Consider the following 13,384-nt stretch of genomic DNA (forward strand, 5'->3'; position numbering starts at 1 on the left):
GTTAATTACCCATCAGTTACGTTATTCGCCAGATGCAAGGATCCCGTTATAACCGGTGCGGCAAGCCGCACCCTACAAAGATTTGCCTTTGGAATGGCTCATATCGTACCTTGGTGTGATGAAAAGACATAACCAATATCGTCTTGCGGTAATCACCTGCCTACTGGCCTTCTGCGTTATCCTGGTAGGCGCTTATGTGCGCCTTTCAGATGCCGGTCTGGGCTGTCCCGACTGGCCAGGCTGCTACGGCAAGATGGTGGTGCCGGTGAACGAGACTGCGGTTGAAGCTGCCAACCGTGCCTACGCCGATCGTCCACTGGATCAGGGCAAGGCGTGGAAAGAGATGGTGCATCGCTATCTGGCGGGCAGTCTGGGACTGGCCATCCTGTTCCTGGCCATCCTAGCCTGGCATGGCCGACGTCATCTCAATCAACCCCTGCTGCTACCCACACTGCTATTGCTGCTGGTAGTCTTTCAGGCCGCCCTGGGGATGTGGACCGTTACCCTATTGGTAAAACCTGTGATTGTCACAGCCCATCTGCTTGGTGGATTCGCCACATTCGTACTGTTGGGTCTGCTGGTACTTAAATTACGCCCAGTCGGCTCTCTACACGCCTTCGACACCTCCCGATCGCTGCGCAGGTGGGTACACTTCTCGCTCCTGATTCTGTTGTTACAAATCTCACTGGGCGGCTGGACCAGCACCAATTATGCAGCCCTGGCCTGTAGCGAGTTCCCCACCTGCTACGCCGGCTCCTGGTGGCCCGAGATGGATTTCAGTGAGGCCTTCGTGCTGTGGCGGGGCCTGGGTGTCAATTATGAATTCGGCGTGCTCGACAACAGTGCACGGACCGCCATTCACATGACCCATCGGATCGGCGCCTTGATCACTGCACTCACCCTGGGCCTGCTGGTGTGGCGCCTGACACGCCCCGATTCCGCACCCCTATTGAGAAAGCTGGGGCTCACCCTGCTGTTGCTGTTGGCGCTACAGATCACCCTTGGAATAACCAATGTACTCGGACATCTTCCATTGAGCATCGCAGTAGCCCACAATGGTGGCGCAGCCCTGTTGCTATTACTTTTGGTAACACTTTTCTGGGTATCGAGAAGATATGAATAACACTACAACGAATGCAAACGACCGATCACGCCTAAACGCCATACCAATGCTCATCGCCCTCTCTGTGGTTGCAGGGTTGATCGCCTGGTACAGCCTGTCAATGCAGACATCATCCGAATCCGTGGCAGAGCCGGTAAAATTAGAACAGGGCATGCTGCTGCCTGAATTGAGACCACTCAAGCCTTTTTCTCTCACTACTCACAAAGGTACATCCTTCGATAACCAGAGCCTGCTGGGTCACTGGACATTCATGAGTTTCGGCTATACCTATTGCCCGGATATCTGCCCCACCACCATGGCCCTGTTTTCGGAGATGCATAATAAAATCCAGACCCAGGCAAGCACCGAACCCTACCAGGTTACTTTCGTATCGGTGGATCCCGAGCGGGACAGCCTTGAGCGTCTGTCCGAGTATGTGACCTATTTCGATCCCTCCTTCGTCGGCGCCACCGGTCCGGAAGAGTCTCTGCAAGAACTGACCAAACCCCTGGGCATCCTCTATAAACGGGTCGAGACCGAGGATAGCGCCATGGGCTATGTGATGGACCACTCCGCCTCGATTATCCTGGTGGACCCTCAAGGTCAGTTCCATGCCTACTTCAGCCCTCCCCATGACGCCGAAAAGATGGCCCATGATTTCATCGCCCTCAGCAGCCAAACGGAAACGGCCCGATAGAGCGAAGGAAAGCGGAATATGAACCAGACAGTCAAGGGTAAATGCTGGCAGTGTGGAAGTGACTTGGAGGCGGTGGACTATGGTCGTGAAACCACCTGCCGCTCCTGCGGCAAACCGACACGGGTCTGTCGCAACTGTCGCTGGTATGCACCGAACCGGCCCAATCAGTGCGAAGAGCCAATGGCGGATCGGGTAATGGATAAAGAGAATGCCAACTTTTGTGGCTACTTCGAACCCACAGAGGAGAGTGCGGGCACTGACGCAGATACAACACAAGATGCCTTACGCAAAGCGGCAGAGGATCTGTTCAAGTCCTGATCCGTTAGTCTCCTGATCCTGTCAACAGACTCAGGCCGAATTACTCTCCATGGGTCTCTTTCAGGCCCAATGCGCCTTCGAGTAAATTACCCTTCAGGTCGACGCCATTGAACAGGGTGTTATGTAAATTCGCCTTACGTAGAGTACAGCGATACAAACTGGCATCGGTGAAATCGGCAGCATACAGGTTGGCACCCTCGAAATCGGCAAACTCCAGTTGTGCCGAACGAAAACTCGCTTCTTTTAAATTGGCACCATTGAACCTCACCCGGGAAATATGCGTTTTGGAAAAATCCACTCCAATCAGATTTCCGCTGAGCTCGACGTTCTGCAGTTTTACCCCTTCAAGTTTCGCACCTTTGAGTTTTGCACCGTGCATTCTCGCCCCCTGGAGGTTGGCGTGCTGCAGGTTCGCATCAACCAACGTCACCTTCTTCAATTCCGCATCGACGAACAGGGTTCGCCTCAGGTCGGCACCGCTGAGATCGGCTTTAAGCAGTCTGGCCTTGCTGAAATCGACTCCCTGCAGATCGAGACCGGATAGTTTTGTCTGGCGAAGATCGGCGCCCTTGAAACTGGTGTCGGAGAGATCCTTGGTTTGAGTCAGGTCAAGACCACGCAGGTTGGCATTATCGAGCACCGCCCCATTCAGGATAACAGCGTCGAGCCGGCTACCCGATAACAGGGCAGAGACAAGATTGGCCCCGCTCAGGTTGGCTGCGGTCAGCACTGCCATTGTCAGATTGGCCTCATGCAGATTGGCATTTCTCAGATCCGCCTCACTCAGGTTTGCACGGCTGAACCTGCCCCGAGAGAGATCGAGTCCCTGCATCGATGCACCCTGCAGATTGGCGCGGGCGAAGCTCGCTCCCCTGAGGCTGGCACCCTCCAGCAGAGCGCCCCTGAGATCGGCCTTGTAGAGCATTGCACGATCGAGTTGCGCACCCCGCAGATCGACCCCGCTCAGATCCTGCATCCGCAGATCGGCCTGCCTGAGATCACATTCTTGACAGCTTCTCTTCGAGAGCAGTTGCTGGATCGCCTGTTCGCTCGCCGGAAGATGGACAGGCAGCAATGTGAGCATTAACCCTGCCAGAGTACCGATGGACTTATTCAACTCCCCCCCTCAATGATCTATTCTGTCAGGAGACCAGAATACAGATTATTGTTGTTGACTCAACCCTATAACACACTATGACAAGTAGGGTTTGGTTGCCTGTTAGACTGATACCCACACCAGTTTCATTCGGTGATTATTCCATCAAACGATATCAGACTTCAGCCGTTTGTCACCTTCCAGGGTAAGGTAGCGATTATGGAAACTCTCATCATCGCAGGGACGCGCGAGATGGAAGCCCTGATAGATATGACAATTATATCTAGTGAGAAATTCGAACACCGCCTGACTCTCGACACCTTCTGCGACCGTTTCCAGGCCGATCTGTTTGGCCAGGGTAATGATCGCCTCCACCAGGGCGGCGTCATTGGGATCATCAAGAATATCCCGAACGAACGAGCGATCGATCTTGATCTCGTCAATTGGCAACCGTTTCAGATATGCCAGTGAAGAGTATCCCGTACCGAAGTCATCGATGGAGAAACGTACACCGAGCTGTTTTAGTGTCTCAATCTTTGCAACCGTGTCATTGAAATCCTCAAGCAGAACACTTTCTGTCATCTCCAGGGTGAGCCAACAGGGATCAGCACCGGTGTTGCCGAGCGCGCGCTCGATCTTATTGATGAAGTCCGGACGTCTGAACTGCATTGCGCTGACATTGACGGCGATACGTGCGCCTATTGATTGAGCATGACGGGTAATCCAGGCCTTGTATTGGTTGAGCGCCTGGTGCAGCACCCAGTCTCCCACATCCAGGATCAGGCTGCTCTCCTCCGCCAGGGGGATAAAGTCCGAAGGCATGACCAGTCCACGGGTGGGATGGTTCCAACGCACCAACGCCTCCATCCCGCAGAGCTGCTTCTCAACATCGAACTGGGCCTGATAGAAGAGCTGAAGTTCATTTCTCTGTATAGCCAGACGCAATTCGTTCAATGTTTTGAGGCGTTCATCTGCCGCACGCTGCATGCTGGGGAGGAAAAAACGAACCGTATTCCGACCCGATTCCTTGGCCCGATACATAGCGGTATCGGCCTGCTTCAAGATATCGTCCGGGGACTCTTCAGCGGTTGGAAATATGGCGATGCCGATACTCGTTGTTATGTGCAGTTCTTGTTCTTGCTCATCCACATGATAGGGCTTGCTAATCTCTTGGCGGATCTTATCCGCCAGCACCTGTACTTCACTGGCGGTTTTCTCAAAATCCATATCCAGTTGCGACATAAGTATGACGAACTCATCTCCACCAAGGCGAGCGACAGTATCCTCTTCACGAACCACTAAGAGCATGCGCTGCGCGACTTGCCGCAACAGGCCATCACCCGCAGGATGCCCCAACGAATCATTGATGTTCTTGAAGTTATCCAGGTCGAAAAACAGCACTGCTGCCTTCTGATGATGGCGCCGGGTGCGCGCCAACACCTTCTGCAGACTGTCAAGGAACATGCGCCGATTAGGCAGATCGGTCAGGGCATCGTAACTGGCCTGATAGGCGATCAGCTCCGATGCACGACGCTGATCGGTCACATCCTCACACATCAGCATGTAACCGGCGAACTCTTGGTTCTCCTGGTAGATTGGAGAGATTCGTGCATCGATATAATGCACGCCGTCGTGACGATCCATATCCATGGTGAAGCGATACTCCCCATCCTCTCTTGCCTGCTCCAGGCCTAACTCATTGCGGACATTATCCACTCCACGGCCACGGTGAATGTGCAACAGGTTGACCCCAATCACCTTCTCTGCCGGCATGCCGAACAGCTTCTCCGCAGTTTGGTTGTAGTATTGAATGCAACCCTTCGGATCCGTTGCAATGATGGCAACACGCTCTGAGGAGTGCAGGATCCCGTCAAGATAGGCGGATTGCTGTTTCAACGCCTGCTCGATCTGCTTGATCTCCATGATGTCATGCCAGATGCAGTAGAGGGCATGCCTGCCGTCAAAGGGAATTCGTGTGAGAGAGACCTCCACCAGTGAGCTGTCGCCGTTCAGGTCGAGGTACTCCCATTCAAAGCGGTGATAACCCCGATCGTGGGCAAGCTCAATCATCTCGGCGGCTTTTTGTGCCGAACTCTGGCCGTCGGGTTGTTGTTGCGGCGCCATTGCCAGCAGTTTCATGCCGATCAGCTGGTTTTCGTCATCAAACCCGAGGGTACGGGCGGCCGCCCGGTTTGCCATGCCGATGTTCTCATCGACGATCAACACCATGGGGTCCTCTGACATCTCGAACAGGCGTCGGTACTTCTCCTCATTCTCCCGCAACAGGGCCTGGGCGCGATGCTGCTCGGTTATATCCTGCAGTGTGCCAATCAGGCGACCGGGCTCCCCTTTTCTATTCTCAACCAGTCGAACAATCTCCTGCATGACATGCTTACGGCCATCGCACAAGTCGAGATGGTGGATATTCTCGATACTGTTCTCGCTCTTTTGTACCTGCGCCAGGGTTTTCTCAAGTACCTGATGCATATCCTCATTGTCTTTGTCGTCAAATCCCACCAGGCTGTTCCTTTTATCCTCCAGGCACATCTCGTAGAGGTGTAGCAGCCCTTTTGAGCGATGAAACGCCTTTGTCTCCAGGTCCCACTCCCAGCTACCCTGCCTGGCCACTCTTTGCGCTTCATCCAGCCCCTCCTTGGCTCGCAGGGCGATCTTAGCCTGTTTCCTCAACTTCACTGCATGCTGACGGATCAAACGATTCTTTCGCGTCAGAATGATCAGGAAACTGTTACCAGAGATCAGCAGTAGTCCTGCCAAGATGTAGAGTGAGGACAATATCACCAGACGATAGTGCTGGTAGAAGGTCTCCGGAGGGTTCAGCAAGGTGGCCATATCCTGGATCTGGCGTGGAAGACTCATCCCGAGTCTGGCGAGTTCACGGTAGTCAATCAGGTATTCATTCGGACTCACACTAATCGGAGCGGGTAGCCCCTCACCTCGCAGATAGCGGACCAAGAGTCCTGCAGCGGTGGCCCCTTGACGTTTGCTGGAGGTGACATAACCCCCAAGCACACGGTCCTGGACATAGCCATCCTCCATACTGATGATCAGGCGATGGCCACTGTCGGCAATGCGGCTGATGGTTTCCCGCAGGGTAAGATTTCTGCCATTTTGTCCCCGGATTTCACCCAGGGTGGTGAGAAAGATATCACTGTCGGGATATTGTGATAGGGCGTCGAGAATCTTCTCGATATTCTCACTGGCAATGAAAGCGGTCCGGGTTAAGGATAGATGACTCAGCTCTTTGCGGATTTCCCGCTCGATGGCCTGGTAGGTGCGCGAGTTGTCACCTATTACCACCAGATTGCCTGTATGGTGATCCATCTCAACAAGCAGCTTGAGGTTCGGCGCTATTTCCTTGCGTTCGATAACTCCCGTGATATTTCGTCCCTGGATACGCTGCAAGGTACTCAAATCATTGACACCGGAAAAAAACACTGGGGTACCCGGAAACAGGGAAGAGATGTGCTGCATGGTGAAACCGAACGCATCGTCGTCGGTGACATAGATGGCGGTTGGCTGGAACCCACGGTACTTCACCTCGAGGTAGTTTGTGTACGCTGCAATATATTCGGAGGTCAGGGTGAGCCGCTTGGTATCGAGATACTCGGTCTCGATCACCAGTTCACCAGCATGGTTCTCTTTCAAGACCTGCAGGAATCCGTTGTGCTGACCCTTGGTCCAGGGATACTCTTGGCTGTAGGAGTGGATGATCAGGACACGGGTATTCTGCCCTCCCTGCACCGGTGACAGGCAGAGCAGCAACGACCACATCAGTAGTAAAGCGGTTTGTCTGTATCGAATCCTCAACATAAGTCCCGTATCGGCTGGGTCGACCCGTTTCTTGACATGGATATGGGAATAGCTACTCATCCCATTAGAGATAGCCGTCCTGTAGTGAGATGTGAGAAAATCGCCTGCTTTTCAAATCATCTCATCAAACTTGATTAAATGCCTAGACAACCCGAGCATCTGCTATCTCCATTCAATCCCAAACTGCCTCAGGCAATCGAAGAACGGTTGCAATGGGGCGGTCTTCACGGATGCAGCGCCGCATTGGCTATCGCCAGCGCAGCCAGCGCCTATGCAGGGCTGCTGCTGGTGGTGACCCATGATATGCAGTCGGCGACCCGGCTGGAGCGTGAATTGGGCTTCTTTCTCGATAGTGCTGAAATCCCAGTCGTCAATTTCCCGGATTGGGAGACCCTAGCCTACGATCTCTTCTCCCCCCTGCCGGAATTAATATCCCAGCGGTTGCTGACCCTCTACCGCTTGCCGCAGATGCAGCGGGGCGTGCTTGTCACCCCCGTCTCCACATTGATGCAGCGCCTGGCTCCAAGGCATTTTTTGGATGCCCATTGCCTGGTAGTAGAGTGCGGACAGCGCATCGATCTGGATGAAACCCGGCGACACCTTGAGTTCGCCGGCTATCAATGCGTCTCTCAAGTCTTCTCCCATGGTGAATTCGCTGTGCGGGGATCCCTGCTCGATATCTTCCCCATGGGCAGTCAACACCCCTATCGCATCGATCTGTTCGATGACGAGGTCGATACCATTCGAATCTTCGATCCGGAGAGCCAACGCTCCAACGACAAGCTCTCTCGTATCGAATTGCTCCCTGCCAGGGAGTTCCCCATGGACGAAGAGGGTATCAACCGGTTTCGTCGCAACTATCGCGCCAGCTTCGAGGGGGATCTGCAGCAGAGCCTGATCTATCAGGATGTCTCCGACGGCCGAATATCCAGTGGCCTCGAATACTATCTACCGCTGTTCTTCGAACAGACGCAAACCCTGTTCGACTATCTCCCGCAACAACATATGGTTTTGGAACTTGAAGCGGTGAGAGATCATGCCGCAACCTTTTTCACCGATGTGGAGGAGCGCTTTGAAGCGCGTCGTCATAATATTGAGCGTCCGCTGCTGGCACCGAATCAGCTCTATCTAGGGGCGGATGAACTGGTCTCACAGCTAAAACAGGGTAACTCGATCGCCCTGCGCTATCACAAAGTAGCGACCCGCAGCAAAGGCTATGCCGCTGCGGTCAACTTCAATACCCAACTGCCTCCCCCAGTCGCGTTCCAGGCCCGCAGCAAGGACCCCGCCTCTTCCCTGAGGGGCTTTCTCGCGAGTAAACCGATGCGGGTGTTGTTTATCGCCGAAGGCGCCGGTCGACGGGAGATGTTGCTGGGTACCCTACGGGATCTGCATATCGACCCCAAGGTGGTTGAGAGCTGGGATGCCTTCATCAACAGCAGTATCAGCATCGGCCTGTGTGTGGCGCCCCTGGAACAGGGATTATGGTTGGAGGAGCAGGGCATCGCCCTGATCGCCGAGACCCAGCTCTATGGCGAGCGGGTACGCCAGGAGAGGCGGCGGCGCAAGGTCAGCCAGGACCCCGACCAGATTGTGCGCAATCTCACCGAATTGCACATGGGCGCCCCGGTGGTGCATGAAGACCACGGAGTGGGTCGCTATCTCGGTCTGCAGACCATCAATGTGGGCGGTATGGAGACCGAGTTTCTCACCCTGGAATATGCCCGTGGTGACAAACTCTACGTGCCGGTGGCCTCCCTTCACCTGATCAGCCGTTACGCGGGGGCATCGCCGGAGCATGCACCCCTGCACCGCTTGGGGGGAGACCAGTGGGAAAAAACCAAGCGTAAAGCGGCCAAACAGATTCGTGACGTGGCCGCGGAACTGCTGGAGATCTATGCCCGGCGCGCCGCCCGTCAGGGAGTGGCCTTTCCCGCACCGGATGACGAGTATCAGGCCTTTGCGGCCTCCTTTGAATTCGAGGAGACACCGGACCAGTTCCAGACCATCGACGCGGTATTGCAGGATATGGTGTCGAGCCAGCCCATGGACCGGGTGGTGTGCGGTGACGTGGGATTCGGTAAGACCGAAGTCGCCATGCGTGCCGCATTCACGGCGACCCAGGGCAACAAACAGGTTGCGGTGCTGGTACCGACCACCTTGTTGGCCCAACAACACTATCAAAACTTTGCCGATCGCTTCGCCGACTGGCCGGTGAAGGTGGAGAGCATCTCCCGTTTCCGTACCGGCAAACAGCAGCAAAAGGTGATCGACGGTTTGCGGGATGGAACCATCGATATTGTTGTCGGCACCCACAAACTCCTCTCCCCGGAACTTAAGTTTAAAAACCTGGGATTGGTGATCATCGATGAGGAGCATCGCTTCGGTGTGCGCCATAAGGAGAAACTCAAGGCCCTGCGCAGCGAGGTGGACCTGCTGACCCTGACCGCCACCCCCATCCCCCGCACCCTCAACATGGCCATGTCGGGGATGCGCGATCTCTCCATCATCGCCACCCCGCCGGCCCTGCGACACCCGGTCAAGACCTTTGTCAGCCAATGGAACGACAGCCTCATCATCGAGGCCTGCCAGCGGGAGTTGAAACGCGGTGGTCAGATCTATTTCCTGCACAACGAGGTCAGCACCATTGAGAACATGGCTGAACGACTCGAATCCCTGCTTCCCGGCATACGCCTCCAGGTCGCCCATGGTCAGATGCGTGAACGTAAGCTGGAAGGGATCATGCGCGATTTCTATCACCAACGCTTCAGCCTGCTGGTCTGCACCACCATCGTAGAGAGCGGCATCGACGTACCCAGTGCCAACACCATGATCATCAACCGGGCGGATAAATTGGGACTGGCCCAGCTACATCAGATTCGTGGTCGGGTTGGCCGCTCCCACCATCGCGCCTATGCCTATCTGCTCACACCCCCGCCCGGGAGTATGACAGCAGACGCGAAGAAACGTCTAGAAGCCATTGAATCTCTTGAAGATCTTGGTGCCGGCTTTACCCTTTCAACCCATGACCTGGAGATCCGCGGTGCCGGCGAGTTATTGGGGGAAGAGCAGAGTGGTCAGATCCAGGAGATCGGATTTTCACTCTACACCGAACTCCTCGATCGGGCGGTTGCAGCCTTGAAGGCCGGCAGACAACCGGAGTTGGACAGACCCCTGGACCATGGCACTGAGATTGAACTCAACATCCCCGCCCTGTTGCCGGAGGACTATCTTCCCGATGTCCATTCCCGCCTGGTTCTCTACAAGCGCATCGCCAGCGCCAAGGATGAGACCGAGTTGCGGGACCTGCAGGTCGAGATGATCGACCGCTTTGGTCTGTTGCCGGAAGCGACAAAGAATCTGTTTGAGATTACCGAGCTGAAGTTACGCGCTCACCCACTGGGTATCCGCAAGATCGAGGCCGGCCCCAAAGGGGCACGCTTGCTGTTTGATGAGAATCCAAAACTCGATCCCGCCAAGCTGATCGGTCTGATCCAGAGTCGGCCCAGTACATATAAGATGGATGGGAGTGATAAACTTCGCTACCAGGCGGACCTGGAGTTGCCCGGCGGGCGAGTCAAAAAAATACACGCCCTGCTGGACAGCCTGATAGACTGAAGCCGTTCTCCGGCTCTCTCAGGGCGACATGCAGAAACCGTTACCAGGACACTCTCCTGTGTCAGCAGAGTTGTATAATGGTGTGATTGACATGAATGGGTTATCAAGGCTTGGCAGATGAGACAGTTGCGTAAAAAGTTACACACCCTGCTGATAGGCACAATCCTTCTACAACCTTTGCTACTGCAGGCTGAGGCTGATAACAGGGACAACGCCCCTGTCTGGTATCAATTTGAGGTGCTTATCTTCGAACGCATTGCGCCGGGTGCAGGCTCCACCGAAGGCTGGCCCAATGATCCGGGCAGACCCCTGTCAAGCGATGCCACCTGGTTCACCAAGGGACAACCCCTGAAGGGTAACAAACCTATCGCCTTCCGTGCCTTGCCCGCTGAGGAGAAATCCCTGAGCGGTGCCTGGGGTCAAATGCGTAGATCACGGGATTACCGCCCTCTCTACCATGTTGCATGGCGTCAGCCGGTAAAGAGTCCCGACCAGGCGAAACAGGTCTTCTTCACACTGTTGCCGGCAAATGGCGCCCAGGCTACGGATTTCAATCTGCCCAAACTCGAGGGCAGCCTGAAATTCAGTGTGAAACGGTATCTCCATTTGAATGCGGACATCGCCCTGCACAAACTCGCCAGTGGCAGCGATCCGCAAGCGAGCGGTGATAACTATGGCTTTGCTCCGCGCTATAAGCACTATCGCCTGCAGGAGAGCAGACGCATGCGCAGCGGCAAGCTCTATTACATCGACCACCCGGTGCTTGGTATATTGGTTAACGCTGAGCGCTATGAGCCGCCACAACCGGAACCTGTAGAAACCCCGATACCGGTGCCGACAATCATTCCGCCGACCCAGTCCCAGGGGCAAGTGAAACCCAGTCCTGCAACCCAGTAACTGAATGGCTTGTTCCGGTTTTTTCTCCTTCCCACGCTGGCGCAGTGGAACTAAACTTAGGGAAGGTCTGATTAATCCGTCATTCCGGCGCATGCCGGAATCTATGTGCTTGATTTTCCTGGATCCCGGCATGCGCCGGGATGACGAAAAGAGAGTTAATCAGAGGTTCCTTAGCGTTTAGCTTAGGCAACCCGGGGATCACCGCTTCATGGCAAGTATGGTAGCGGCTATTCGCTCTGCCAACTGCCCCACGGCCCGATTGGCGGCGGCAACCCCTGCTTCCACACCATCACCCCGAGCAGGCTCTTCGATGACCAGCTGCTGCATCTCCAGAAGCTTGTTGTCGGTACGACGAACAAGGGTCCAACGCAGTTGTAACCACACCCTGCCACTCTCACGATCGAATCGACTGATCCTTAGCAACACCTCGTAATCAGGTCTTATACTGCCATGCCATGGGTAGGAGATAACCTGCATATCAACGAGCTTTTGTCGCAACTGATCGGTAATAACCTGAACGATATTCTCCTGCAGAGAACCTGCCCAATGATCGAAATCATTCAGCGCCAAACGATGGGGTGAGTGGCGCTCCACGATTTGAGGCCGGTCCAGATAGCTGGCCAAACTGACAGGCCCGATGCCCACCAGCTGTTGCCCAGGCAGGGGTTTCAGGGAGATGGTTTGTGCCTTCTCCAACTGACCATCGAGACGATAGAAACGGGTCGGTTGGGACGAGGTCCCGGCACACCCTGTGAACAGCAGAGAGAGACATAGGGCGAACATTAAAGGTCGCACGCAGACTATGGATTGCATTACTGTTTCCCCCTCAACAAGGCTTCAGGATGGCGCTCCAGGTACTCCGACATATTCTTAATGGATCTTGCCGCCGCCCCCAGCTCACGCAGGGTGACCGTCATTTCAGTCAGTATCGGTGATTCCTGACTCAGCAGCTTGTCAGCGGACGATGCCACCTCTCCTATTTGAGAAATAGTCGCCTCACCATTTTTCATGGTCCGTTCCCAACTGGAAAACGCCTTGGTCAGCCTGGCTTCGGTTTCAACCAACAGTTGCTGTGATTGGGTTGCCGTGTTGGTAATCTCGGCAAGCATTTGTTGTGCTTCCTCAAGGGTGCCTGTGCTACCGGCGATGAGTTGAGGTGTCACCTTATGCAGCTGTTCCGTGACACTATCGAGACGTTGGGTTATCTGCAAGAGTGAGTCCTTGAGTCGGATCAGCTCACCGCTGGCGGCCATCTCATCGATGCTGTCCAGGATCTCTGACAGGCGTTTCATAATCCGTTCAATGGGCACAGCCTCCAGGGCAGTGGCGATTCGCTCCATGCTCGATTGAATAGTGGGGATCTCCCGGTATTCTGAATCGGTATTCACCAGCCGAACCGGGGTGTCGGGATGAAAATCGAGTTCTATCTCCAATTTGCCGGTAACCAGGCTTTGCAGATTGAGCCTCGCCCGCAGTCCCTGCCTGATCAGATCATCCAATCCGATCAACACCCCACTGCCCGTATGCACACCATCGATCCCAACCCGTGTATCATCGATGCCGATAATGACAGGAATCCTGAATTCCTGGCTCTTCTTGAAATAGGTGATCGACATGGACTCGACCTTGCCGACCCTGACGCCACGAAAATTAACCGGCGAACCGACCTGGAGCCCTTTTACATCACTCTCGAAAAAAAGAATAAAGCGGGTGGATTTATGCGCCAGACCGCCGTCGGAGAGAAGAAAAATCGCGCTTAGGGCCAATCCCAGGGATAGCAGGACAAAGAGACCGATGAGGGTTGGACTGACCTTCGATTGCATAT

At 54.8% G+C, this 13,384-nt stretch carries 9 protein-coding genes; 5 read left to right on the forward strand and 4 right to left on the reverse strand.

Features of this window, described 5'->3' with window-relative positions:
* Positions 1-118: 118 nt before the first annotated feature.
* Genes R2K28_RS12945 through R2K28_RS12955 form a run of 3 tightly spaced genes read left to right on the forward strand, consistent with a single transcriptional unit; the run spans position 119 to position 2,117 of the window.
* Entirely contained in the window at positions 119-1,123 is a 1,005-nt protein-coding gene (locus R2K28_RS12945) for a COX15/CtaA family protein (protein ID WP_316364916.1), read from the forward strand.
* Positions 1,116-1,799, forward strand: a complete 684-nt coding sequence (locus tag R2K28_RS12950; RefSeq protein ID WP_316364918.1) for an SCO family protein — start codon at positions 1,116-1,118, stop codon at positions 1,797-1,799. Before R2K28_RS12945 ends, R2K28_RS12950 begins: the two co-directional genes overlap by 8 nt.
* Before the next feature lie 18 nt (positions 1,800-1,817).
* Positions 1,818-2,117 (forward strand): hypothetical protein, encoded by a 300-nt coding sequence (locus R2K28_RS12955; protein WP_316364920.1) that lies wholly within the window; start codon positions 1,818-1,820, stop codon positions 2,115-2,117.
* 40 nt (positions 2,118-2,157) lie between these two features.
* On the opposite strand, the gene R2K28_RS12960 is transcribed toward R2K28_RS12955, so the two are convergent.
* On the reverse strand, positions 2,158-3,234 hold the full coding sequence (locus R2K28_RS12960) for a pentapeptide repeat-containing protein (RefSeq protein ID WP_316364921.1): 1,077 nt from the start codon (positions 3,232-3,234) through the stop codon (positions 2,158-2,160).
* A gap of 144 nt (positions 3,235-3,378) precedes the next feature.
* Positions 3,379-7,104, reverse strand: a complete 3,726-nt coding sequence (locus tag R2K28_RS12965) for an EAL domain-containing protein (RefSeq protein ID WP_316364923.1) — start codon at positions 7,102-7,104, stop codon at positions 3,379-3,381.
* Positions 7,105-7,182: 78 nt separating this feature from the next.
* Here R2K28_RS12965 and mfd point away from each other — a divergent pair, with 78 nt between their 5' ends.
* Together mfd and R2K28_RS12975 are read left to right on the forward strand one after the other, a co-directional pair.
* A complete protein-coding gene (mfd, locus tag R2K28_RS12970; protein WP_316364924.1) occupies positions 7,183-10,662 on the forward strand; it encodes a transcription-repair coupling factor in 3,480 nt (1,159 codons plus the stop codon).
* A 117-nt stretch (positions 10,663-10,779) separates the two neighbouring features.
* Entirely contained in the window at positions 10,780-11,559 is a 780-nt protein-coding gene (locus tag R2K28_RS12975; RefSeq protein ID WP_316364925.1) for a CsiV family protein, read from the forward strand.
* 198 nt (positions 11,560-11,757) lie between these two features.
* Here R2K28_RS12975 and R2K28_RS12980 read toward each other — a convergent pair whose 3' ends face one another.
* Positions 11,758-12,372 carry a PqiC family protein gene (locus R2K28_RS12980; protein ID WP_316364927.1) on the reverse strand — a complete coding sequence of 205 codons (615 nt, stop codon included), beginning with the start codon at positions 12,370-12,372 and terminating at the stop codon, positions 11,758-11,760.
* Positions 12,372-13,382 (reverse strand): MlaD family protein, encoded by a 1,011-nt coding sequence (locus tag R2K28_RS12985; protein ID WP_316364930.1) that lies wholly within the window; start codon positions 13,380-13,382, stop codon positions 12,372-12,374. Before R2K28_RS12985 ends, R2K28_RS12980 begins: the two co-directional genes overlap by 1 nt.
* Between the last annotated feature and the right edge of the window lie 2 nt (positions 13,383-13,384).

Origin of the sequence: Candidatus Thiodiazotropha sp. CDECU1 (assembly GCF_963455295.1) — a bacterium.
Classification (GTDB): domain Bacteria; phylum Pseudomonadota; class Gammaproteobacteria; order Chromatiales; family Chromatiaceae; genus Thiodiazotropha.